The 22,169-nt window shown below is 73.0% G+C and carries 18 protein-coding genes and 2 pseudogenes; 7 read left to right on the top strand and 13 right to left on the bottom strand.

Features of this window, described 5'->3' with window-relative positions:
* Positions 1-77: 77 nt before the first annotated feature.
* A complete protein-coding gene (locus OV079_RS48640; RefSeq protein ID WP_267777074.1) occupies positions 78-425 on the bottom strand; it encodes a hypothetical protein in 348 nt (115 codons plus the stop codon).
* Between the two features lie 23 nt (positions 426-448).
* On the opposite strand from OV079_RS48640, the gene OV079_RS48635 reads away from it, so the two are divergent.
* The 4 genes from OV079_RS48635 (at position 449) to OV079_RS48620 (ending at position 8,866) form a co-directional block, all read left to right on the top strand.
* Positions 449-1,435 carry an AAA-like domain-containing protein gene (locus OV079_RS48635; protein WP_267777073.1) on the top strand — a complete coding sequence of 329 codons (987 nt, stop codon included), beginning with the start codon at positions 449-451 and terminating at the stop codon, positions 1,433-1,435.
* Complete coding sequence (locus OV079_RS48630; protein ID WP_267777072.1) at positions 1,432-5,466, top strand: AAA-like domain-containing protein; 4,035 nt, start codon at positions 1,432-1,434, stop codon at positions 5,464-5,466. Before OV079_RS48635 ends, OV079_RS48630 begins: the two co-directional genes overlap by 4 nt.
* 150 nt (positions 5,467-5,616) lie before the next feature.
* Positions 5,617-7,062, top strand: a complete 1,446-nt coding sequence (locus OV079_RS48625) for a DUF4215 domain-containing protein (protein WP_267777071.1) — start codon at positions 5,617-5,619, stop codon at positions 7,060-7,062.
* Between the two features lie 58 nt (positions 7,063-7,120).
* Positions 7,121-8,866 carry an alpha/beta hydrolase family protein gene (locus OV079_RS48620; RefSeq protein WP_267777069.1) on the top strand — a complete coding sequence of 582 codons (1,746 nt, stop codon included), beginning with the start codon at positions 7,121-7,123 and terminating at the stop codon, positions 8,864-8,866.
* A gap of 61 nt (positions 8,867-8,927) precedes the next feature.
* Here OV079_RS48620 and mtnA read toward each other — a convergent pair whose 3' ends face one another.
* The 5 genes and pseudogenes from mtnA to OV079_RS48600 all read right to left on the bottom strand — a co-directional run bounded on the left by mtnA (position 8,928) and on the right by OV079_RS48600 (position 13,966).
* Positions 8,928-9,962: an S-methyl-5-thioribose-1-phosphate isomerase gene (gene mtnA / locus OV079_RS48615; RefSeq protein WP_267777068.1), complete on the bottom strand. Its 1,035-nt coding sequence runs from the start codon at positions 9,960-9,962 to the stop codon at positions 8,928-8,930.
* A 17-nt stretch (positions 9,963-9,979) separates the two neighbouring features.
* Entirely contained in the window at positions 9,980-10,534 is a 555-nt protein-coding gene (locus OV079_RS48610) for an Asp-tRNA(Asn)/Glu-tRNA(Gln) amidotransferase subunit GatB (RefSeq protein ID WP_267777065.1), read from the bottom strand.
* 43 nt (positions 10,535-10,577) lie between these two features.
* Positions 10,578-11,552 (bottom strand): annotated as a pseudogene (gene gatB / locus OV079_RS59905) (Asp-tRNA(Asn)/Glu-tRNA(Gln) amidotransferase subunit GatB); the annotation flags it as partial.
* 93 nt (positions 11,553-11,645) lie between these two features.
* Positions 11,646-13,652, bottom strand: a complete 2,007-nt coding sequence (locus OV079_RS48605) for an amidase (RefSeq protein ID WP_338089019.1) — start codon at positions 13,650-13,652, stop codon at positions 11,646-11,648.
* Positions 13,649-13,966: a hypothetical protein gene (locus tag OV079_RS48600; protein WP_267777063.1), complete on the bottom strand. Its 318-nt coding sequence runs from the start codon at positions 13,964-13,966 to the stop codon at positions 13,649-13,651. Before OV079_RS48600 ends, OV079_RS48605 begins: the two co-directional genes overlap by 4 nt.
* An 89-nt stretch (positions 13,967-14,055) precedes the next feature.
* Here OV079_RS48600 and OV079_RS48595 point away from each other — a divergent pair, with 89 nt between their 5' ends.
* Positions 14,056-15,024 (top strand): hypothetical protein, encoded by a 969-nt coding sequence (locus tag OV079_RS48595; protein WP_267777056.1) that lies wholly within the window; start codon positions 14,056-14,058, stop codon positions 15,022-15,024.
* Positions 15,025-15,347: 323 nt separating this feature from the next.
* Here the strand turns inward: OV079_RS48595 and OV079_RS48590 are convergent, their stop codons facing one another.
* The 3 genes and pseudogenes from OV079_RS48590 to OV079_RS59900 all read right to left on the bottom strand — a co-directional run.
* Positions 15,348-15,857 (bottom strand): hypothetical protein, encoded by a 510-nt coding sequence (locus OV079_RS48590; protein WP_267777053.1) that lies wholly within the window; start codon positions 15,855-15,857, stop codon positions 15,348-15,350.
* A gap of 254 nt (positions 15,858-16,111) precedes the next feature.
* Positions 16,112-17,557, bottom strand: a complete 1,446-nt coding sequence (locus tag OV079_RS48585) for a UDP-N-acetylmuramoyl-L-alanyl-D-glutamate--2,6-diaminopimelate ligase (RefSeq protein ID WP_267778823.1) — start codon at positions 17,555-17,557, stop codon at positions 16,112-16,114.
* A pseudogene (locus OV079_RS59900) lies at positions 17,445-17,732 on the bottom strand (Mur ligase domain-containing protein); the annotation flags it as partial. The gene OV079_RS48585 and the pseudogene OV079_RS59900, both read right to left, overlap by 113 nt.
* Positions 17,733-17,867: 135 nt before the next feature.
* Here OV079_RS59900 and OV079_RS48580 point away from each other — a divergent pair.
* Together OV079_RS48580 and OV079_RS48575 are read left to right on the top strand one after the other, a co-directional pair.
* Complete coding sequence (locus OV079_RS48580; protein WP_267777051.1) at positions 17,868-19,148, top strand: AAA family ATPase; 1,281 nt, start codon at positions 17,868-17,870, stop codon at positions 19,146-19,148.
* A gap of 10 nt (positions 19,149-19,158) precedes the next feature.
* Positions 19,159-19,728, top strand: a complete 570-nt coding sequence (locus OV079_RS48575) for a hypothetical protein (RefSeq protein ID WP_267777049.1) — start codon at positions 19,159-19,161, stop codon at positions 19,726-19,728.
* A 3-nt stretch (positions 19,729-19,731) separates the two neighbouring features.
* On the opposite strand, the gene OV079_RS48570 is transcribed toward OV079_RS48575, so the two are convergent.
* Genes OV079_RS48570 through OV079_RS48555 form a run of 4 tightly spaced genes read right to left on the bottom strand, consistent with a single transcriptional unit; the run spans position 19,732 to position 22,008 of the window.
* Positions 19,732-19,941 carry a hypothetical protein gene (locus OV079_RS48570; RefSeq protein ID WP_267777046.1) on the bottom strand — a complete coding sequence of 70 codons (210 nt, stop codon included), beginning with the start codon at positions 19,939-19,941 and terminating at the stop codon, positions 19,732-19,734.
* Positions 19,923-20,420: a hypothetical protein gene (locus tag OV079_RS48565; RefSeq protein ID WP_267777044.1), complete on the bottom strand. Its 498-nt coding sequence runs from the start codon at positions 20,418-20,420 to the stop codon at positions 19,923-19,925. The genes OV079_RS48570 and OV079_RS48565 overlap by 19 nt, the downstream gene beginning before the upstream one ends.
* Complete coding sequence (locus OV079_RS48560) at positions 20,363-20,680, bottom strand: hypothetical protein (protein ID WP_267777042.1); 318 nt, start codon at positions 20,678-20,680, stop codon at positions 20,363-20,365. Before OV079_RS48560 ends, OV079_RS48565 begins: the two co-directional genes overlap by 58 nt.
* The gene (locus tag OV079_RS48555; RefSeq protein ID WP_267777041.1) at positions 20,677-22,008 is read right to left on the bottom strand and encodes a fatty acid desaturase; all 1,332 of its coding nucleotides are present in this window, start codon (positions 22,006-22,008) and stop codon (positions 20,677-20,679) included. The genes OV079_RS48560 and OV079_RS48555 overlap by 4 nt, the downstream gene beginning before the upstream one ends.
* Positions 22,009-22,169 lie beyond the last annotated feature (161 nt).

The following is a 22,169-nucleotide window of genomic DNA, read 5'->3' as shown; positions in this document are numbered from 1 at the left end:
CAGGGCCGGCGTGAGCTGCAGGGCAGCTCGCTGTTCGGCCTCGAGGTCTACGGCGGCAAGGTCGATCGCCGCCACGGCTACACCGCCGCTCGGATCACCGTCGACGACAAGAACGAGGCCACCCTGCGGCTGTGGCCGCGGGCGGCCAAGAAGCACGCGGCCGGCCACTGGCGCATCGTCCAGGACCTCGACGCCTTCGAGCTCGGCGACGACCAGGGCACGCGGCCCGAGTCGCTGCCGCCGCCGCGCCGGCGTACGCCCCCTCCCCCGCCGCCGCCGCCGATCAATCCGGCCAACCTGATCGCCACGGGACCTGTCCCTTCGGCCAGCACGTCCGGCTCGCACCCGTCGATCTCGCAGACCGCCCCGATCCCGCTCGGCGTGATCACCTCGCTGTCGGGCGGGGCGCCGGGCGACTCGGGCATCTTCTACTCGTCGATCGCCGCGCGTGCAGCCGCCGGGCGCGCCGTACAACATCAACTGGCACGTGCATCGCGCCGAGGAGGAGCGCACCGCGCTCAACTACCTCGACCAGCCGGGCGCGCCGGTCGTGCTGTGGGGCCCCGACAAGTTCGGCAAGACCTGGATGTCCCAGTTCTTGACCGACATGGTCTACCAGGCCGACGGCGGCGCCTGCCGGGTCGTCGCCATCAACCTCGACACCTTCGACTACGAGTCGCGCAGCGACTACGGCAACTTCATCCGCGAGTTCGCGTTCCAGATCGTCGGCTCGATCGGCGGCCCCGAGGACTGGGTGCCGACGCTGTGGAAGTCGCCGGGCAGCGTCAACCAGAAGCTCGGCCGGCTGATGCGGGACAACGTGCTGCCGCTGGCGAGCACGCGGGTGATCCTCGCGCTCGACCGCGTCGACGCGGTGTGGGGCCTGCCGTTCAAGGACGACTGGTTCGGCATGCTGCGCGCGTGGGCCGAGGACCCGCGGCTGGAGAAGCTGCGCCTCGTGCTCGGCATCAGCACCACGCCGCGGCGGCTGATCGAGCGGACCACGCAGTCGCCCTTCAACCTGAGCCCGCCGATCGTGCTCGGCGACCTCACGCGCGACCAGGTCGAGACCCTGTCGCACCTCTACGGGCTCGAGTGGACCCACCAGGACTACACCGAGCTGATGAGCCTGGTCGGCGGCCACCCGTACCTCGTGCGCCTGGCCATGCACAGGGCCAACCTCGCCGGCGGGCTGTCGGCGCGCGAGCTGCTGGCCGAGCCGTCGAACCTGTTCGACGACTTCCTGCAGCGCTACGCGCGGCGCCTCCACCTCCACCCCGAGATGATGGCCGGCGTGAAGCGGCTGCGCAGCGACTCGCTGGCGGAGCTCGACTCCGACACCTCGGCGGCGCTCGAGAGCAGCGGCATCGCGGTCGAGGAGAAGGTCGGCTTCTACCGCCTGCGCTACCGGCTGTACGAACGGCTGCGGCCATGAGCCCGGCACATTCGAACTCGGGCCTCGGACACCACGGGGCCCAGTTCCAGGTCGGAGGCGCGGTCCAGGCCGGCGCCTTCTACATCGAGCGCAAGGCCGACCGCGAGCTGCTGTCGGCGCTGATGCGCGGCGAGTTCTGCTACATCCTCGCGCCGCGGCAGATCGGCAAGACCAGCCTGCGCGTGCGCGCGGCCAAGCGGCTGCAGGCCGGCGGCGTGCGCTGCGTCAGCATCGACTTTACCAACATCGGCTCGACCCTGGTCTCGATCGACGACTGGTACTTCAGCATCGCCGTCGAGATCGCCGAGTCGATCGGCCTGCCGAGCCCCGAGCTGTTCTGGAGCACCCACCAGAACCTCACGCCCGTCCACCGCTGGTACCGCTACCTCCGCAACGAGCTGATCGACCGCACCGACGCGCCGATCGTCGTCTTCATCGACGAGGTCGAGTCGGTGCTGGCGCTGCCGTTCAGCTCCGACGACTTCTTCGCCTCGATCCGCTCGGCCTACAACCTGCGGGCCGAGGACCCGGCCTACGAGCGCCTCACCTTCTGCCTGCTCGGCGTCGCCGCCCCGGCCGACCTGATCTCCAACTCGGTCCGCACCCCGTTCAACATCGGCCGCGAGATCCGCCTCGAGGACTTCTCGCGCGCCGAGCTCGACGCCTTCCGCCCCGGCCTCGAGGGCCTCGGCGGCAGCCCCGACGCCCTGCTCGACGCCGTGTACGCGTGGACATCGGGTCATCCGTACATGTCCCAAAGGCTATGCGACGACCTGGTCCGGCGCGGCCCGGTCAGCGACAAGACCGAGGCCGGGCGGGTCGACGACTCGGCCTACACCCTGTTCGTGCGCAACGGCCGGACCGCCGACGCCAACCTCGCGTACGCCGAGAAGCGGCTCAACGCCAACGCCTCGCGGATGCGCGCGCGCGACATGCTCGACCTGTACCGGCGGATCTTGAGCGGCGAGCCGGCGCCGGCCGAGCCGAACAACCCGGTGCAGATCGAGCTGCGCCTGACGGGCCTCGCGGCCGAGGCGCGCGACGAGAACGGGGACATCGTGCTGCGGGTCCGCAACCTCGTGTTCGCCGAGGTCTACGACCACAAGTGGCTGCGCGAGCGAGAGAAGGAGCAGCGGCTGGCCGAGTTCGTGGTGCGCTGGGACAGCTCGGGGCGGCACGACGACTACCTGCTGCGCGGCGCGGCGCTGGAGGACGCGCTGGCGTGGTCGCAGGGTCGCAGCGACCTGACCCTCGGCGACCACGAGTTCCTGCTCGCCGGCCTCAACTTCGCCCGCCGCGAGGCCGAGGCGCGCCACCGGCTCGAGGAGGCCGCGCGCATGCAGGAGCAGGCCCGCCTGGCCGCGCTCGAGGAGCAGCGCAAGGCCGAGCGCGAGCGCTACCGGGCCGACATCGAGCGAGAGCGGCGCGAGCGGGCCGAGGAGGGCGCCGTGTCGCAGCGGCGCACCATCTCGATCCTCACCGGCACCGTCGCCACCCTCGGCGTCCTGCTCGCGCTCACCGTGTGGCAGTTCGTGGTCGCCGAGCAGAGCAAGGACCAGCTGTCGCGGATGTCCGAGCGCCGCAACGAGGACGCCCGCCTCGACCGCCTCGGCGCCGACGCCCTCCTCTACGCCCAGCAGCCCGGCAAGGAGCGCGACGCCCTGCTGACCGCGATCAAGGCCGCCGCCGACGCGCTCGCCCGCGACGGCGAGGTCCCGCCGCGGGTCATGCAGGGCCTGGCCGCCGCGGTCGCCACCCCGGTCCAGCGGCCGCTGGTGCTGCGCCACGCCGAGGCCGTCCACGGCGCTCACTTCTCGCACGACGGCACCCGCGTGCTCACGGCCAGCAAGGACGGCACCGCCCACCTGTGGGACGCCGTCTCGGGCAAGACGATCCGCGTGCTCGAGCACGCCGCGCCTGTCCTTTCGGCCAGCTTCTCGCGCGACGACACCCGCATCTTCAGCGTCGGCGCCGACAAGAGCGCGCGGCTGTGGAACGCCGCCACCGGCGACAACCTCGAGGAGTACAAGAACGTGTCCGTGCCGCCGCAGCGGATGATCGCCGGCCTGTCGGACAACGGCTACAGCGTCTACTTCCTCGGCGTCGACCGCGGCGCGCACCTCGTCGACATCCGCGGCAACAAGGCCCGCGACCTGCCGCGGACCCAGAGCGGCAACGTCACCGCGATCGCCCTGGCCGACGGCGACCCGCTGGTGGCGACCGGCGGCAGCGACGGCGTCACCCGGCTGTGGGACCTCGACACCGGCGAGCTCAAGACCGAGCTGAAGCGGCACAAGGGCAACGTCTCGGCGGTGCAGTTCTCGCCGCTCGGCGACCGCCTCGTCACCGTCGGCGAGGACGGCGACGCGCGGGTGTGGACCACCGCCGGCGCCGCGGTCACCAGCCTGCCGCACGGCGATCCTGTCCTCGGGGCCAGCTTCTCGGCCAGCGGCGACCGCGTGCTGACGTGGAGCCTGGCGCGGGCGATCGTGTGGTCGAACGCCGGCAAGCAGCTGGCCAGCCTGACCGACCCGCGCGAGCTGCTCAAGCAGGCCGCCTTCTCGCCCGACGACCGCCGCGTCGCCACCGTCGGCGCCGGCACCGGCGGGGCCGCCGGCACCGCGGTCAAGCTGTGGGACCCGGTCAAGGGCGAGGTCGCGGCCACCCTCACCGGTCACACCGAACAGGTCCTTTCGGTCAGGTTCTCGCTCGACGCCTCGCGCGTGCTGACGACCAGCGAGGACAACACAGCGCGGCTGTGGAACAGCGCCAGCGGCCAGCCGATCGCCACCCTCGAGGGTCACACCGCCGCCGTCCTGGCCGCCGAGTTCTCGCCCGACGGCGCCCGGATCCTCACCGTCGGCGGCGACAACACCGCGCGGATCTGGGACGGCTCGCTCAACAACGCCGTGCCGACCCTCAAGGGCCACGGCGCCTCGGTGCGGCTGGCCCGCTTCTCGCCCGACGGCAGCCGGATCGTCACCACCAGCGACGACAAGACCGCGCGCCTGTGGGACGTCGTCAGCACCCGCAACATCCGCACCCTCGAGGGTCACGCCGGCCCGGTGGTCGCCGCGGTGTTCGCCGGCGACGGCTCCGGTCGGCTCCTCACCTGGGCCGAGGAGGACAGCAACCTGCGCCTGTGGGACGCCAGCAACGGCGACGAGGTCGCCGTCCTCGGCCACGCGGGACATGTCCTCGGGGCCAGCTTCTCGCGCGACGGCACCCGCATCGTCTCGGCCGGCGCCGACGACACCTTGCGCCTGTGGGACGCCACCACCGGCGCCGTCGTCGGCGAGCCGTGGCAGGGCACGCGCGGCCAGCAGACCGTCGCCGGCTTCGCCCCCGGCGGCCGCTACGTCGTGCTCGCCAGCCGCGACAGCAACACCGCCCAGCTGATCGACGCCGAGGCGCTGCGCTTCATCACCGACCTCGTCGGTCACAGCGCGCGGGTCGAGGGCGCCGTCTTCTCGCCCGACGGCGAGACCGTCGTCACCATCAGCGCCGACCACACCGCCAAGCTGTGGGTCGCCCGCTACGGCAGCGAGATCGCCACCCTCGACCCCGCCGCCGGCGCGATCGCCTCGGCCGCCTTCTCGCGCGACGGCGGCCGGCTCGTCCTCGCCACCGCGCGCGACGCCTGGGTGTGGTCGATGGCCGGCCCCGACGACCGCCCCCACGTCCTCGCCACCCTCCTCGGCCACTCCGCCTCGCTGCTGTACGCCACCTTCTCCAACGACGGCCGGCGGATCGTCACCGCCTCGTCCGACAACACCGCCAAGCTGTGGGCCGCCCCGGTCGACTCGTCCAACTACGACCTGCTGGCGACGCTGCACGGCCACGCCGCCGCCGTCAACCACGCCGAGTTCTCGCCCGACGGCCGCCTCATCGTCACCGCCGGGCGCGACGGGCGGATCAAGCTCTACCCGACCTCGGTCGGGGACCTTCTGCGCAAGGCCTGCGAGGAGCTCGCCCCGCACCGCGACGACTTCGAGCAGGTCGAGGCCGACTGCCGCCTCGCCGGCGGCTGATCGGGGCCTGTCCCTGCGGACATGTCGCCCGCTCGCCGGCGCGCAGCTCCGGTCCGACATGTGCGACGGCGCCGCCGATGACATGTCCCTTCGGACATATGAATCCACACCCGCGCTCGCGCTCGCGGCGGCGCTGATACGATGGCTGCGATGAAGCACTTCGCCCGCTGCGCGACCCCGGCCCTCGCCACCGCTCTTTTACTGGCACTACCCGCCTGCGGCGACGCCGTCGCCACCACCGACACCCCGGGCCCCTCGTCGACGACCACCGGCGGCAGCTCGACCGAGCCCGGGACCACCGAAGCGCCGACCACCGGCGCGCCGACCACGACCTCGGACACGGACGACGGCACCGCCTCCGACGGCGACTCGAGCACCACCGGCGAGCCCTCGACCTCGACGACGACCACCACGACCGACGCGACCACCGACGACGGCACGACCACCGGCGAGCCGCCCCAGTGCGGCAACCAGATCGTCGAGGATGAGAATGGCGAGGAGTGCGACGACGGCCCGGACAACGGCCCCGGCCAGGCGTGCCTCGCCGGCTGCCTCCTCAACGTCTGCGGCGACGGCGACCAGGGCCCGGGCGAGGGCTGCGACGACGGCAACACCGAAGGCCGCGACGGCTGCAGCGCCGAGTGCGTCAGCGAGCTGTGCGGCGACGGCGTCGTCCAGGCGAGCCTCGGCGAGGCCTGCGACGACGGCAACACCGACCCCGACGACGGCTGCAGCGCCGCCTGTCTGCTCGAGGCGTGCGGCGACGGCGTCGTCCAGGCCGGCCTCGGCGAGACCTGCGACGACGGCAACACCGACCCCGACGACGGCTGCAGCGCCGCCTGCGTGCTCGAGAGCTGCGGCGACGGCGTCCTGACGATGGAGCTCGGCGAGACCTGCGACGACGGCAACACCGTGTCCGAGGACGGCTGCAGCGACACCTGCGCGATCGAGGCCTGCGGCGACGGCGTCGTCCAGGCCGGCCTCGGCGAGACCTGCGACGACGGCAACACCGACCCCGACGACGGCTGCGGCCCGACCTGCGAGGTCGAGGCCTGCGGCGACGGCGTCGTCCAGGCCGGCGAGGACTGCGACGACGGCAACGCGGTCGGGGGCGACGGCTGCAGCCCGACCTGCGAGGTCGAGGTGCTGTCGCTGTGCGGGCCCGGCCAGATCAGCCTGCTCGTCAACGAGGGCTTCGAGTCCGGCGCCCTGGCCCCGTGGACCACCAACGGCGGCGTCACCGTGACGATGAACCCGCACGACGGCGTGTGGGCCGCCGAGGCGAGCAACAACTGGTACGTCCAGCAGACCTTCGCCGCCACCCCGGTCGCCCAGCTCGTCAGCGCCAATTTCTGGACCTGGCACGACGCGGCCGACAACCCGGCGATGTACGTCGAGTGGGGCTACGCCGACAACACCACCGGCAGCACGCTCTACTTCAACGAGCAGCTGTCCGGGTGGGTCCTGCACGACATCCTGCCCCTGCTCGACCCGAACAAGTCGCTGGTCCGCCTTCAGGTCTGGGGCTATAGCGGCGGCCAGCCGCTGCCCGACATCACCCGCTTCGACAGCTTCCGCCTGTGTCGCGACCTGTGAGCGCCGCGCTCGCCGCGGCGGTGGCATCGCCGGGCGTCTTGGGCTATCCCCGGTGCGCATGCGCCCTCGCCCGCTCGCCCTCGCCGCCCTCGCGCTGTCGCTCGCGAGCGCCTGCCTCAAGATCCCGACGGAAGAGTCCAAGTCCCCGGAGACAGGTTCCGAAGGACAGGTCACGCTGGCGTGGCCCGGCGCCGCGGTCGACAAGCTGTACCGCCCGGGCGAGGTCCGGGTCTACACGATGATGCAGGCCGGCAAGCCGATCGGCACCTCGTGGGGCCGCTACGAGGGCCCGGTCGACGGCGAACCCGGCCACTTCCGCTTCGCCACCCGCATCGAGCTGCGCCCGCCCGGCCGCGACGGCAAGCCGGCCGAGCCGCTGCGCAGCTCCGGCGAGATCGTGGTCGACGCCCGCGGCGACCTGGTCCGCGGCTTCGAGCGCAGCAACGCCGCCGAGCTGACCTTCGAGCGCAAGGGCGACGCGATCCACTTCAGCTCCGGCCGCGAGCGCGACGAGATCACGTACCGCAGCGGCGACGCGTTCATGGCCTTCTCGGCGATCTTCCACGAGGAGCTGATGTTCGGCCTGCGCCGCCTCGAGGCCGGCGAGCTGGCGTGGCGCCTGGTCAGCCTGTCGGGCTCGATGCCGACCGAGTGGACGGCGACGCTGACGATCCCCGACCCCGCGGCGCCCGGCCGGGCCACGGTCAAGACCAACCTCGGCGAGACGATCGCGCTGCGCGACGGCCGGATCGAGAAGATCCAGATCGAGGCCGACGACGTCGAGGTCCAGGTCCCGGTCCAGCCGCCGACCTGGCCCGAGTGGGCGATCGCGGGGCCACCTGTCCTCGAGTACAGCCCGCCGCCGGGCGCCAAGTTCACCCGCCGCGAGGTCGAGCTGCCCGGAAGGCCAGGTGAGCCCGCGCTCGCCGGCGAGGTCCTGCTGCCGCCGGGCAACGGCCCGTTCCCCGGAGCGCTGCTGCTGCCCGGCACCGGCCAGCAGGACCGCTTCGGCTTCGCCGGCCCGCCGCCGGTCGACCTCGGCAGCCACAGCATCACCGACGCCCTCGCCGAGGCCGGCTTCGCGGTCCTCCGCTTCGACGAGCGCGGCTTCGGCAGCAGCGCCGAGGGCCCGGTCTCGTACCTCGGCCAGCTCGAGGACGCCCGCCGCGCGCTGCGGACCCTGCTGGTCCAGGACGAGGTCGACCCCGACCGCATCGTCCTCGTCGGCCACGGCGAGGGCGGCTGGAAGGCCCTCACCCTGGCCGCCGAAGACCCAAGCGTGAAGGCGGTGGCCCTGCTCGCCACCCCCGGCCGCCCCTACGAGCAGATCCTGCGCTCGCAGGGCGAGGCTGCCCTGCAGGCGGTGCCGCCCCAGCTCCGCGACGACGCCAAGAAGACGCAGGAGAAGACGCTGCAGGCGCTCAAGACCGGCCACAACGTGCCGCCCGAGCTGGCCGCGCAGGCGCTGTGGGTGCGGGAAATGCTACAGGTCTCGCCCGAGGCGCTGATCGCCGGCAGCGAGGCGCCGCTGTGGATCGCCCAGGGCAACAAGGACTTCGAGGTCGACCCGGGCCGCGACCCGCAAGAGCTGATGAAGCTGGCCAAGCGCCGCAAGCGCAAGGCCGAGCTCAGGCCGTTCGCCGACCTCGACCACCTGTTCAAGCCCGAGCCCGAGAACTCCAACCCGGCCCGCTACCTCGACGCCGCCCGCACCGTCGACCACGCGTTCCTCGGCCAGCTCACGACCTGGCTGCAAGGCCAGGTCAAGCCCGCCCCGGCGCCCGCCAAGCCGCGCGGCAAGTGAGCGCACGAGAGGACACGCCCTCGCGGACATGTCCTCTCGCGCATGCCCCTCAGGGCATGCTCTAAGAGTCCATCAGCGCCGACAGCGTGGCCGGGCGGAACACCCCGCGCTCGGTGACGAACGCGGTGACCAGCTCGGCCGGGGTGACGTCGAAGGCGGGGTTGCGGGCGCCGACGCCGGCCGGGGTCATGCGGCGGCCGCCGTGGAGGTGGACCTCGTTGTGGTCGCGCTCCTCGATCGGGATCTCGGCCCCGCTCGCGGTCGCCGGGTCGATCGTCGACCACGGCGCCGCCACGTAGAACGGGATCTGGTGGTAGCGGCACAGCACCGCCACGGTGTAGGTGCCGATCTTGTTGGCGACGTCGCCGTTGCGGGCGATGCGGTCGGCGCCGACGATGGCCGCGTGGATCTCCCCGCGGGCCATCAGCGCGCCGGCCATGTTGTCGGCGATGACGTCGACGGGGATCCCGTCGTGCCGCAGCTCCCACGCGGTCAGCCGCGCGCCCTGCAGCACCGGCCGCGTCTCGTCGGCGAGCACGCGCAGCTTCTTGCCGTTCGCGTGGGCCCGCCGGATCACCCCGAGCGCGGTGCCCCAGCCCGCCGTCGCCAGCGCCCCGGTGTTGCAGTGCGTCAGCACCGTGCCGACCTCGGGCATCAGCGGCGCGCCGTGGTCGGCCATCGTCAGGCACGCGCGCAGCTCGTCGTCGACGTAGCGCAGCGCCGCCGCGTGCAGGTGCCCGCGCACGCCGGCGACCGCGAGCCCGGCCGGGCACTCGGCCAGCGCGCCGCGCATGTGGGCGAGCGCGTGGAACAGGTTGACCGCGGTCGGCCGGGTCCGCGCCAGCCGCTCGCACGCCATCAGGCACGACTCGCGGAACATCACGGTGTCGTCGGAGAAGCGCCACGACGACGCCACGAGCCCGAGCGCCGCGGCGCAGCCGATCGCCGGGGCCCCGCGCACCGCGAGCCGCTCGATCGCCTCCGCCACCGACTCGACGTCCTCGAGGTCGAGCCAGTCCTCGCGCTCGGGCAGCGAACGCTGGTCGAGCAGGTGCAGCACCCGGCCGTCGGGGCTGAGCTTGACCGGACGGAGCATGGCGCTGGATTCGCTGGTCATATCGTGTCGTCTCCTGGGGGCGGCGAATGTAGCGCCACCACGAGGAGTTTGTGGACGCGTTGCGGGTCGGCACGACCCCGCAGCACCTGCATGACCCGACCAATAAGATATCCCCACAACGCCGCCTTTCCTGCGCGATACTGCGCCACCTGCCGCGGGTAACCACGCAGCACGCTGACGATCGCGGCGGTCAGCGCCGCGTCGTCGTCTTCGAGGACCAGGCCCTCGCGCGCGGCGATCCCTCCCGGGACGCCGCCCTCTTCCACCAGAAGATCCAGGATCTGTTTCGCCGCCGGTGCGCTGACCTCGCCGCACTCGAGCATACGGACGAGCTCGGCGAGCGCCGCGGGCACCACTTTCGCAGACGCCAGCTGCGCCGGCGGCACGCGCCCGATCAGCTCGACCGTCAGCCACTTGCACAGCCGCCGCGCCAGCGCCGGCCCGCGCGGCCCGAGGCTGTCGAGCGCCGCGTCGAACCAGTCCCCGAGGACAGGTTCGTCGACCAGCGTGCTCGCCTCGAGCGGCGTCAGGCCGAGCACGCAGTAGCGCATGCGGGTCCGTTCGGGCAGCTCGGGGAGGCTCGCGCGCCGCCGCGGCCGCCGCCGGATCGACGCGCAGCGGCGGCAGATCCGGCTCGGGGAGCCAGCGGTATTCGAGCTCTGTCTCCTTCACGCGCATCACCTGCACCGCGGCGCGGGCCTGGTCGTAGCGCAGCGTCACCGGCGTGACCGGCTCTCCTGCGGCAAGCAGCGCCTCCTGGCGCTCGACCTCGGCCGTCACGGCCCGCTCGATGAAGTTGAACGAGTTGAGGTTCTTGATCTCGCAGCGCACCCCCGGCGCCGCACCTCCGCGCCGCTGCAGCGAGACATTCACGTCGCAGCGGAGCGAACCATCCTCCATCGTGGCATCGGACACACCGAGGCGGAGCAGCAGCAAGCGCAGCGCCCGCAATACCCGCGCAGCCTCCGCAGCGCTGCGGATCACAGGCGCAGTCACGATCTCGACCAGCGGCGCGCCGGCGCGGTTGTAATCGAGCAGCGCCCCGGCGTGGACCTTCGCGGCGTCCTCCTCGAGGTGCAGCCGCTGCAGCGCGACCATCCGCGTCGCCCACGGCCCCGCCGCCGGATCGGGCACCTCGATCGCGCCGCCGCGAGCCAGCGGGCGCGCGTGCTGGCTGATCTGATAGCCCTTCGGCAGGTCGGGATAAAAGTAGTGCTTGCGGTCCCAGTCGCTCTCCTCGGCGACCTCGCAGCCGAGCGCCGCCGCCAGCCGCACCGCCAGCGCCACGGCCTCGGCGTTGATCGTCGGCAGCGTCCCCGGCAGCGCCCAGGTGTACGGGTCGGTGGCCGAGTTGGCCGCTGCGCCAGGTCGCAAAGGACAGGCGGAGAACAGCTTGCTCGCGGTCTTCAGCCGGCAGTGGACCTCGATCCCGATCACCGGGACGAACTCGATCGCCGTCACGCGCCCTCCCCGACCGCGAACTTCTGCGACCTCCCGCGTCGCATCGCCGACCACTCGCACCGCATCACGCACCCTCCGGGCCCGCGAACATCTGCGACCTCGTCGCATCGCCGCCGACCATGCGCACGCATCACGCACCCTCCCCGACCGCGAACATCTGCGACCCACCACGTCGCATCGCCGCCGACCTCTCGCACCGCATCACGCAACCTCCGGGCCCGCGAACATCTGCGACCTCCCGCGTCGCATCGCCGCCGACCTCTCGCACCGCATCACGCACCCTCCGGGCCCGCGAGCAAGCGCGCGCCACGGCGTCGCCGCCTCGAAGGCCGCCGCGATCGCCAGCAGCTGCCCCTCCGCGAGCCGCCGGCCCACGAGGTGGAGCCCGATCGGCAGCGCCGGCGCGCCCGCGGTCAGGCCGCACGGCAGCGACAGCGCCGGCAGCCCGGCCAGACTGGCGGCCACCGTGAAGCGATCGACGGCGAGGTCGGCCGCCGTCCGGGCCGCGACCTGCCTGTCCTCCGGGACATCTTCTAAAAAAATGGGCACGCCGGCCTCCGCGCAGGTCGGGCTGGCCAACGCGTCACAACCTCCGAGCGCCGCCGCCAGCCCCGCCGTCGCCGTCGCCCGGGCCGCCCGCGCCCGCGCCTGCAGGTCCGGATGCGCCTGCAGCCACGCCCCGAGCACCAGCCGGCGCTTGACCTCGAGCCCGAAGCCGGCGCCCCGGGTCGCGGCCGCGGTCGCGGCGAAGCTGTCCTTCGGGACACATAAACCGAAGCGCACCCCGTCGTAGCGCGCCAGGTTGCTGACCGCCTCGACCGCCGACAGCGCCGCGTAAGCCGTCAGCGCCTGCGCCGGGTCCGGCAGCGCCACCTCGACGATCGCCGCCCCGGCTCCCGCCAGGGTCGCCAGCGCCGCCGCGAACGCCTCCGCCACCGCCGGCTCGACGCCCGTGAGGCCGGCGCGGTCGACCCCGATCGTCACCCCGCGCAGCCCGTCGCTCCGCCCGCGCGCCGCCATGGTCGCGTAGTCCGGCACCGGCGCGCGCAGCGACGTGCTGTCCTCGGGGTCATGTCCGGCGAGACAGGCGAGGACACGCGCCGCGTCGTCGACGGTGCGCGCCAGCGGGCCGACCGTGTCGAGGCTCGAGGCGAACGCGACCAGGCCGGCCCGCGACACCCGGCCCCAGGTCGGGCGCAGGCCGACGAGCCCGCAGCGGGCCGCCGGCACGCGGATCGATCCGCCCGTGTCGCTGCCGACGGCCACCGCCGCCGCCCGCCCCGCGACCGCCGCAGCCGCCCCGCTCGACGAGCCCCCGGGGACATGTCCCGAAGACCAGGGGTTGCGAGGACCCGTCCAGCCGCGCCCCGCGGCCCCGCGCGCAGGGTCCCCATGGACATGTCCCGAAGGCCAGGGGCTGCGAGGATCCCGCCCCGGTCCCGCGGCCCCGTTCGCCGAGTCACCAGGGGCATGTCCCGAAGGCCAGTGACTGCGGGGATCCAGCCCCCGTCCCGCGGCCCCGCGCGACGAGTCACCAGGGGCATGCCCCGAAGGCCAGTGACCGCGAGGATCCAGCCCCCGTCCCGCGGCTCCGTTCGACGAGCCCTCAGCGACGTGTCCAGAAGGCCATACGCCCGCTGCGGCGCCCTGCCCCGGTCGTCGCGCTCCCGGCTCCTCGCTCCGCGCGGAGGATGCATCTTGGGACATGTCCCTTGGAACATGCCACATGTCCCCTCCGCGGTGCGCCCCACCAACCACGCCTCGCCTGTCCTCCGGGACATCCACACACAGGTCCCCGTGCGCGCCCATGCCGAACTCGTCGAGCGCCAGCTTGCCGAGCAGCACCGCCCCGGCCGCGCGCATGCGTCGGACCTGGGCGCCGTCGTAGGGCGGGACCCAGCCGGCGAGGATCCGCGAGCCCGCGGCCGTCACGACCCCGGCGGTCACCAGGCTGTCCTTCAGGCCATACGGCACCCCCGCCAGCGGGCCGAGCGGCTCGCCGCGCGCCCGCGCCGCGTCGACCGCAGCGGCCTCGGCCAGCGCCAGCGCCGGCGTCGTGCGCACGTAGGCCCCGAGGCGGCCGGCGGTGTCCTCGACCTGGTCGAGGTAGGCGCGGGCCACCTCGACCGCGGCGATCGTCCCGGCCCGCACGGCGTCGGCGAGCTCACCGGCGGTGAGTGCGACGATCCGCGCGCGGTCCGCGGTCACGACCCGCCGCCCTCGCGTGACAGCGACGACACCTCGGCCGCCGCGAACGCGGCCACCCGCACCAGGCCGTCGGGGGTGGTCGACGGCACCCCGGCGAGCGCCTGCGACTGCGCCAGCGCCGGGCCCGGGACGTCCGCGCGCAGGACCTGCTCTGCGCGCTGGCGGGCGTCCGGCGCACCCTCCGCACGCGGGTCCGGCAGGGCCCGAAGGCTCGCCAGGACCGGCTGGAGCGCCGCCGAGATCGCCCGGGCCTCGCCAGCGGCCAGATCGACGAGAACCGCGCGTGCGAGCGCCACAGCCGCTTCGGGGTCCATGCGGGTGCGCCAGCCTACCACAAGGGTCGCTATCGCCGCGTTGCCCCGCTTCCGTGACTTGGCCGCCGGGCCGCGGTAATTCTGGATCCGTGACCGACCGCCCCGTCGCCTGTCGCCGGCCCGCCGCTCTGGGCCTCCTGCTCGCCGCCGCGATCGCGGCGTGCAGCGGCGTCGACGAGCCGGGCGAGCTGGGCCTTCTGCCGCAGGAGTCGGGCGAGCCGGCCGCGGCCTCGCGCCTCGCCCAGATCCGCGTGGTCGTCCAGCCGCCGGGCGAGTTCGGCGGCGACGAACCGGCGCTCGAGGTCGCGGCGGTGTTCGCCCAGTACCGCGGCTACGACGAGGCCGCCGCGCGCACCCGCCTCGACCTGCCGCGCCCGCCGGCCGAGCGCCTGCGGGCCGGCCACTGTGTCCCCAGCGACCAGCTCCTGGCCGCCGACGAACCTGTCTCCAAGGACACTGTCTCGAAGGACAGCAGCGGCGCGCGCGAGCTGATCCTGCTCGACGCCGGCAACCTCAGCCTCGGCCTCGGCGACGCCGCGATCGACGTGCCGCTGGCGCTGCTGCCCGACCTGGTGCCGACGATCTCCGGCGTGACCTACACCTACCTGGGCGACAGCCTGCCCGCCGGCGCCTGGCCGCCGGGCGAGCCGGCCCCGTCCGAGCTGGTCATCCGCGTCGACGGCGAGGGCGACGAGCTGCCGGGCTTCACCCTGCGCCCGCGCCTGCCCGAGCCGGCCGCGCTGTCCGGCGCGATCGACCGCGACCACGACGAGCTCCGCCTCGAGTGGCGCCCCGACGGCCGCGAGCCGCTGATCCTGCGCCTCGTCAGCCTCATCGGCGGCGAGCCGGTCGGCGAGGAGCTCACCTGCGTCGCCCGCGACGACGGCTCGTTCGTCGCCGACCTCGACGAGCTGCACGCGCTCGGCCTCGACGGCGGCCCTGGCACCGCGCTGCGCGCCTCGGCCACCCGCTCCAGCCGCACCGTGTTCGACGCCGGCGAGTTCGTCGGCGCCGAGGCCGTGGTCGAGGTCCGCACCGTCACCGTGATCGGCGGCTGATCCGGCTCGGCCTGGTCTTGCGGCCATGTCCAAGACGACATGGCGCCCGATACATGTCCCGATGGCCATGTCGCCGACCCGCGGCTCACCGCCGCGCCGGGACCGGTAGGCCGGGTCGCGGCGCGGGAGCCGAGCAGATCGCCGGGCCGCGCCGCCTCCGAATGTTCTTTTAGCCATGTCCCTTTGGACATGGCTAACGATGCATGTCCCTATGGCTATGTCCACGACCCCGGCTCGCCGCCACGCCGGGACCGGTAGGCCGGGTCGCGCCGAGCGGCGCCGGCCCATGCGCGAGAGACCTGTCCCTCGGGTCATGTCGCCGCTCACGAGTCGATCTGGCAGCCGGGGTCGTCGATGCGGCCGTCGACCGCGGGGAACTGGCACAGCACGCGCGTGCCGGGGCGGCCGACCTGCAGCTTGACCGCGGTGAACTCGATGTCGGTGGGCGACACCCGCCACTCGGGGCCCGGGCAGACCTCGGCGGCCGCGACCTCGGGCGGGCTGGTGCGGACGAAGAAGGTGGCCTCGCGCCCGGCCTTGCGCGTCACCGCGGCGCCCTTGAGGACCATCGGCAGGGCGAACGGCTGGGTCGTCCGCGCCTGCGGCTCGACGCAGGACCCGCTCACGAGCCCGCGAGCGCGCACCAGCACCGGCGCCGGGCCGATGTCACCGGTGGCGAAGCTGCCGGACGCGACGAAGGTGAGGCCGTCGCGGAACACCTCGAGGTCCGTCACCCGCGGGCCCGCGCCGGCGCCCTCGCTCGCCGCCGCGAGGGTCGACGCCAGCGCACCGACCAGCGCCAGCGTGGTCATCGTCACAATCAATGTACGCATCGCTCGCTCCATTCCTCGCACCTAACTCTGACCTCGCCTCCGGCAGCGGACGAGTCGAGGTGATCACAACCACGGACACCGCCGACCCTGCGCGTGGGGTGGGTCGCAACGGCCGCGGCGGCTCGTGGCCCCCGCTTCGCCCGCGGCCCCGGACGGCCCGCTCTATTTGCCCGCCGCGGCCGCGTCGGCTCGCGCTTGGCTCTTGAGACAGGCGCGGGCGCAGCCCCCGTCACGCCGCTGGCACGGGCGGATGCTCACCTGTCCTCGCGGACATCTCGCTGGACCGGCAGTCGACCCGCCGACGCGCGCAGGCGCAGCGCCGCGGCGGCCTCCTCGCGGTCGTCGAAGTGCAGCTTGGTGGTCCCGACGATTTGATAGTCCTCGTGGCCCTTGCCCGCGATCACGACCACGTCGTCGGCGTCCGCGTCGGCGACGGCGCGGGCGATCGCCGTCCGGCGGTCGACCAGCGGCACCACCCGGTCGCGGCGCGCCGGCGGCACCCCGGCCAGCATCTGCGCGACGATCGCCTCCGGGTCCTCGGTGCGCGGGTTGTCGGAGGTGGCGTAGAAGCGGTCGGCCAGGGTCGCCGCGAACTCGCCCATCGGCGCGCGCTTGCTCGGGTCGCGGTCGCCCCCGCAGCCGAGCACCACGAACAATCGCCCGCTGCAGGCCCGCCGCACCGCTTGCAGCGCCCGCGCCACCGCGTCCGGCGTGTGCGCGTAGTCCACCAGCACCACCGGCCCGTCGACGCCCGCCACCGTGACCCGCTCGAGCCGGCCGGGCGCCCCGCGGCAGCTCGCCAGCGCCGCGCCGATCGCCTCCAGCTCCAGCCCCAGCCCCAGCCCCAGCCCGATCGCCACCAGCAGGTTGTCGAGGTTGAACGCGCCGACCAGCGGCGAGCGCAGCGCGAGCGGCCCGGCCGGCGTGTCGACGTGCGCCCTGAGACCTGTCCTTTCGGACATGACCGAAGAGGCGACGATCTCCGCCCCCGGCGCCCCGCCGCGCGACGCTCGCCACACCGTGGACCCGGACCGCGCCGCCGCCAGGAACCGCTGCGCCGCCGGCTGGTCGTCGACCGCCGCCACCACCACGCCGCCGGCCCTCAGGTGCGCCGCCGGCAGCAGGCACTTGGCGGCCAGGTACTCGTCCATGGTCGCGTGGAAGTCGAGGTGGTCCTGCGAGAAGCTCGTCAGGCCGACCGCGTGGTAGCGCAGCGGCCTCACCCGGCCCTGCGCCAGCGCGTGCGACGACACCTCCATCACCGCGTCGGTCGCCCCGCGCTCGCGCGCCCGCGCCAGCAGCTCCTGCAGCTCGAGCGGGAACGGCGTGGTGAAGGCCGCCGTCTCCTCGCGGTCGCCGACCCAGTTGCCGGTCGTGCCGATCCGCGCGTACCTGCGCCCGGCGGTCGCCAGCATCGCCGCCACCAGGAACGTCACCGTCGTCTTGCCGTTCGTCCCCGTCACTCCGGCCAGGCGCATGTGCTCGCCCGGCTCGCCGCAGGCGCGCGCACAGCCGCGGCAAGGCGTCGGCGATCGCCGGCAGCTCGACCCGCGGCTCGGGCCCCGGCCCGGCCAGCCGCCTGCGCTCGACGATCGCCAGCGCCGCGCCCGCCGCCAGCGCCGCCGGCACGAACGCGTGCCCGTCGTGCGCCAGCCCCGGCACCGCCACGAACGCCGCGCCCGGGACCACCCGCCGCGAATCGACGACCAGCCGCGTCACCGCAGTGTCCGGCCCGCAGCCGTGATAGCTGGCGTCTTCGCCGGCGAGCAGGGTCCCGAGGCGCAGCGTGTCGGACATCGCCGGCAGGCTAGCGCAGCCGCGCCCGCCCGGGAAGCACCCGGACGACCGGCGACGCGCGGCGGCCTTCGTCGTCATCCACGCCAGTTGGATTACATGGCCTTAGAGACAGACACTGCCTGGGCGACGCTCGCTCGATCGGTGTGCCGCCCCACGTCGCTGGCGCCTCGGCGGCCCACTCACGCACCCGGCGCCACATGGTAGAGTATCCTCATGCCCGGCCAGAGACTGAGCGCGCTGCACGTCGAGGGCCTTCGTTCGATCGCCGACATCAAGCTGGATCTCAGCGGTCTCAACGTCCTCGTGGGAGACAACGGGAGCGGTAAGAGTTCGCTCATCGAGGCGTTCGAACTGTGCAGGCGGATCGGGAGCGGACAGTTTTTGCCCGAGTTCTTCTCGATCCACGGCGGCTTCGCCAACCTGTTGCGCCGCGGGGCGCCCGGGCTTCAGTTCATCGTTTTTGCCGAGTTGACGCCCCCCGGCGCCTCGACCCTGGTGGCGATGTACTTTCTCCGGATCATGAACCGACGGGGGCAGCCTGGCGTTTTCGAGGCGTTCGAGGTCAACGAGCGAGGGAAGGGCGGACCGCGCCGGGTCTTCGAGTCGACCGAGAAGGGCGCACGCGTCTGGAAAGGCACAGAGTCCGTGGACGTGCCGGTGAGCAGTTCGACGGATCTGTTGCTGACAGAGCTCAGTGGCCTGCTTTCACCACATCCCGCCATCGGGCTGATGCGAGAGCTCCTGTCTTCGATCGAAGTGCATCTGCCCTTCGAAGTCACACCGATGTGGGCGTCTCGCGCCCACCAGCGTCCTTCCGCAGCGCGCGGCTCGGTCGTGCTTCAACCGACTGATCGGCTCGAGATGTTCGGTCGCAACATCGCCAACGCATTCTTCACGCTCCGCAACGAGCGTGACCGTGAGCACTGGGAGGCCACCATGGATCTCGTGCGTCTCGGACTCGGTGGGCACATCGAGAGCGTGAACACCCGCGCCGATCCGAGCGGCGGCTCGCTCGCGCTGACCCTCAAGCTCGTCGGCCAGGACGAACTTTGGCCGGCCTTCGCGCTCTCGGACGGGCAACTCGCGTTCTTGTGCTTCATCGCCCTCTATCGCCTCAATCCCGGACGGTCCTTGTTGGCCTTCGACGAGCCTGAGCTGCACATGCACCCCGAGCTCCTCGTGCGGGTGCTTCAGTTCTTCGAGGACATGGCCGAGCGTCATCCAGTAGTTATCGCCACGCATTCGGACGTCCTTCTCGATGCGCTCTCCGATCCGACGCGCTCGGTTCAGGTCTGCGAACTCGTAGATGGCCAAACGCGGCTTCGCCACCTCGACCGGAACGGCCTGCAAAAGTGGCTCTCGCAGTATCGCGGGGTCGGCCAGCTTCGCAGCGAAGGGTACTTGCCTGCGATCCTCAGCCCGGACGACCGGCCCACGACGAGTGATGAGGAGCGCGCGAAGGCATGGGCACGCTTCAAGGTCCCGCGCCGTTAGGAGGCTCCACGTGAGCGCTCGGATCGCGGTCCTTTACGAAGACAAGCTGGCCACGAGCAAGCCCAAGAACTTCGGACCGCATGTCCTCGTGCTCGCCTGCGTCGCAGACCTGACGCAGTGCGAACGCGAACTGCTGAGTCGCCATGTCGATGGCTTGCCCCGCAAGGGGGTCGGCAAGTTGTTAGCGGACTGCGCCATGCCGCTCCTGCTCGACGCCTATGCCCATGTGCTCGCCGTCGTCGACGACAAAGTCCGCGACCACCTCCGCCTGCCCAGGACCGCGTGCAAGATGCAGGTTCGCGCAGCCATGAAGGCCGGCCCGTACCTGCACGCGGTCCTCCTCGTGCGGAACTTGGAGACGGTGCTGGATTCGGCCACCAGCGTGCTCGGGCGCCGTCCCTTGGACAGGAAGCCGAACCCCCTGGAGCGGGACGGGATCCTTCTGCACCTCGCTTACCAAGGCCTGCCAGAGCAGCGGATGCAACTCCTCGAGCAGGTGCCTTCGCTCAAGTATCTGGTCACCAAGCTCGCGGAGCTGCTCGGCCAACTCGGGCTGCTCCCGTCGAGCAGCGGAGCCTGACCCTCACCCGCCGTTGGGCGTCTTGACCAGGCGACCGATCCGCAGGTTCGGGATGAACGCCTCGGTCAGGGCCGCCGGGGTCTGGATCTTCCCGCGCATGGTGTCCTCGAGGCGGCGCGGCACCTCGGGGATGGGAGGCGGCGGCGGGGCGTCGTCGGCCGGCAGCGCCGCGAGCAGCGGCGGCGGCGGCATCGTCAGCTGCGTCGCGGGCATCGGCGGCGGCGGCGGCAGGTCGGTGTACGCGTCGTACTCTTCGTGCTCGTGCTCGAGGTCGATCTCGAGCTCGCCGGAGATGGCGATCGGCGCCGGGCGGGAGGAGGCGTGACCGGCGTCGGGTGCAGCTCGGCGAGGCGGGCCTGCAGGTCCGGGCGGCGCATCGGCGGCTCGGTGTGCACGATCGACGAGCCCGCGGGGCGCGGGTAGATGCCGGACTGCGCCGCGACGTCGAGCTCGCCGCGCAGCGCCGCCAGGTCGAGGCGCTCGAGCCACGCGCGGTCGACCAGGTAGCGCCCGTCGAGCGGCACCAGCGTCAGCGAGCCGCGGGTGATGCTGTGGAGCAGCTTGCCGCCCGCGTGGTGGCGCAGGCGACGGCCGAGCTCGGCGACCGCCTCGTCGTCGTCGTCGAGGGCGCGCGTCAACGCCGACAGCACCAGGCCCAGCACCTCGCGCGCGCGGTCGAATTCTTCCTGCACGCCCGGCGTGGCCTGGGGCTCGTGACCGCCGGCGCAGCGGGCTGCGATTGCGGCTCCTGCTGCGCCTGACGCAGGCGCTGCGCCAACCCGGCGGCCACCTGCAATTTCTTGTTCAGCTGGCGCGACACCTGAGCCCAGTGGTCGCGCTCGTGTCGACCGGCCGCGACCGCTCCCTCGAGCTCCGCCACCCGCGCCTCGAGCTGCTGGATGTGCAGGACCTTCGCGTCGTAGCGCTGCCAGATATCACCGGAGTCCGTCATCGGCGGGTCCCAAGCATAGTCGGGAATGCCAGCCGAAGCGAACATCGACCGCGGGCCGCCGCGCACTTCAGGTCAGCACGATGCGGGTCAGCGTGAGCCCGCGCCGCGCCCCGTGGGCGACTGCGACGGCGAACACATGTCCGCCGGGTTTCCAGGTCTCCTCCCGCAGCGGCACGACCTGCGCGATGTACGTCCCGGGCAGACGCCCTGGCGTCACGCCGGCGATCCGCACCGGCACCCCGCCCACGCCGACGATCATCGCGTCGATCCGGATGTCGGCGATGTCGACGTCGGTGATCGGCGTCCCGTCGTCGGCGCTCACCGCCAGCGCGATGCTGGTCGGATCGCGGTTGCCCGCGGCCGCGATCGTGCCCTCCGCGATCGCCTCGAGGATGAGCCGCGTCATGCCGCCAACATGTGTGATCTCGGTCGCTGCGCCAGCCCACGTCGCTCCCGGCCGCTTCGGCGCCCGGCGCCGCTCGCGCCACCCCGGGTTCGGAGGCCGATCCCTGTCTCTTGCGCCAGGAACTCGCCTCAGGCCCCTCGGGGGCGCTCTCAGCCGTAGGCGGGTGCAGGCGTCGCGCCAGGGCCGGCAGCCGGCGGTCCGGCACCGCGGTGAACAGGTGGTGCAGGAAGTGGAAGCGCACCCCGAGGTAGTTCTCGCGGCCGACCAGCGCGATCCACAGCCACCGCAGCGGGCGCGGGAACTCGGGCGGCTCGACATGTCCGTAGAGCCATGGCTGATGGACCAGCCACGCGAACACCAGCCAGGCCAGCGCGTTGCCGACCCGCACCACCAGGTTGTAGGCGACAAAGCCCCGCAGCCCGCCGAGCCACATCAGCGCCGACCACGTCGCCGCGTGCGTGAACATCTCCAGCGCCAGGCGCGGGTCGAGGCCGCGGCGCCGCAGGTACCACCACGCCATCAGCTCCGGCTGGACCAGGCACAGCAGCGCCGAGCGCAGCGGGCCGCACTCCATCATGTCGCGGTCGGGGTCGGCCTCGCTGCCCTCCTCGCGGTGGTGCATCACGTGCAGCTCCTCGAGCTGCGCGCGGCCGAGGTAGACCGGCGACACCACCACCAGCAGCGCCCGCGCCGGGTGCCAGCGTGACGCCCCGCGCTGGTCGGAGTGCAGCGCCTCGTGCCAGCGGTTGAAGTAGCGCAGGAACAGCACCACCCCGAGCGGGCCGAACAGCCAGCCCGGCAGCACCTCGGCGACGAACGCGAAGTAGCTGGCGTGGAAGGCCAGCGACCAGCCGAGCATCGCGTCGTCGTAGCGGGTGCGGGGGTCGCCGGGGAACAGCGCGCTGACCTCTCGCCGCGTCATGCGGAGAGTGCGCGCCGCCATCGTTCGGAGGTTTCCCGCCACAGCCCCGTGATAGCGAGAACCGCCCCGCCTCGCAAAGCGCGCTCCGCGGCCTGACCCTCCCCCCTCGCGGACAGCGAACGAAGTTCACGCGCGCGGAGCCGATCGATGCAACTGCAACC

The sequence above is a fragment of the Nannocystis pusilla genome, assembly GCF_026626665.1.
GTDB classification, from domain to species: Bacteria; Myxococcota_A; Polyangia; order Nannocystales; family Nannocystaceae; genus Nannocystis; species Nannocystis pusilla.
The sequence above is the reverse complement of the archived record's forward strand: the minus strand, read 5'-3'. Positions and strand labels throughout refer to the sequence as shown.

Excerpts from the sequence above, each read along its gene's own strand:
- OV079_RS48640 (WP_267777074.1), bottom strand. The coding sequence starts at position 425 with ATGCCCGAGTCGCCCGGCGCCCCGCCCGACAGCGAGGTGATCACGCCG.
- OV079_RS48630 (WP_267777072.1), top strand. The coding sequence starts at position 1,432 with ATGAGCCCGGCACATTCGAACTCGGGCCTCGGACACCACGGGGCCCAG.
- OV079_RS48625 (WP_267777071.1), top strand. The coding sequence starts at position 5,617 with ATGAAGCACTTCGCCCGCTGCGCGACCCCGGCCCTCGCCACCGCTCTT.
- OV079_RS48620 (WP_267777069.1), top strand. The coding sequence starts at position 7,121 with ATGCGCCCTCGCCCGCTCGCCCTCGCCGCCCTCGCGCTGTCGCTCGCG.
- mtnA (WP_267777068.1), bottom strand. The coding sequence starts at position 9,962 with ATGCTCCGTCCGGTCAAGCTCAGCCCCGACGGCCGGGTGCTGCACCTG.
- OV079_RS48610 (WP_267777065.1), bottom strand. The coding sequence starts at position 10,534 with ATGCGCTACTGCGTGCTCGGCCTGACGCCGCTCGAGGCGAGCACGCTG.
- OV079_RS48600 (WP_267777063.1), bottom strand. The coding sequence starts at position 13,966 with ATGGACCCCGAAGCGGCTGTGGCGCTCGCACGCGCGGTTCTCGTCGAT.
- OV079_RS48590 (WP_267777053.1), bottom strand. The coding sequence starts at position 15,857 with ATGCGTACATTGATTGTGACGATGACCACGCTGGCGCTGGTCGGTGCG.
- OV079_RS48580 (WP_267777051.1), top strand. The coding sequence starts at position 17,868 with ATGCCCGGCCAGAGACTGAGCGCGCTGCACGTCGAGGGCCTTCGTTCG.
- OV079_RS48570 (WP_267777046.1), bottom strand. The coding sequence starts at position 19,941 with ATGCCCGCGACGCAGCTGACGATGCCGCCGCCGCCGCTGCTCGCGGCG.
- OV079_RS48560 (WP_267777042.1), bottom strand. The coding sequence starts at position 20,680 with ATGACGGACTCCGGTGATATCTGGCAGCGCTACGACGCGAAGGTCCTG.
- OV079_RS48555 (WP_267777041.1), bottom strand. The coding sequence starts at position 22,008 with ATGACGCGGCGAGAGGTCAGCGCGCTGTTCCCCGGCGACCCCCGCACC.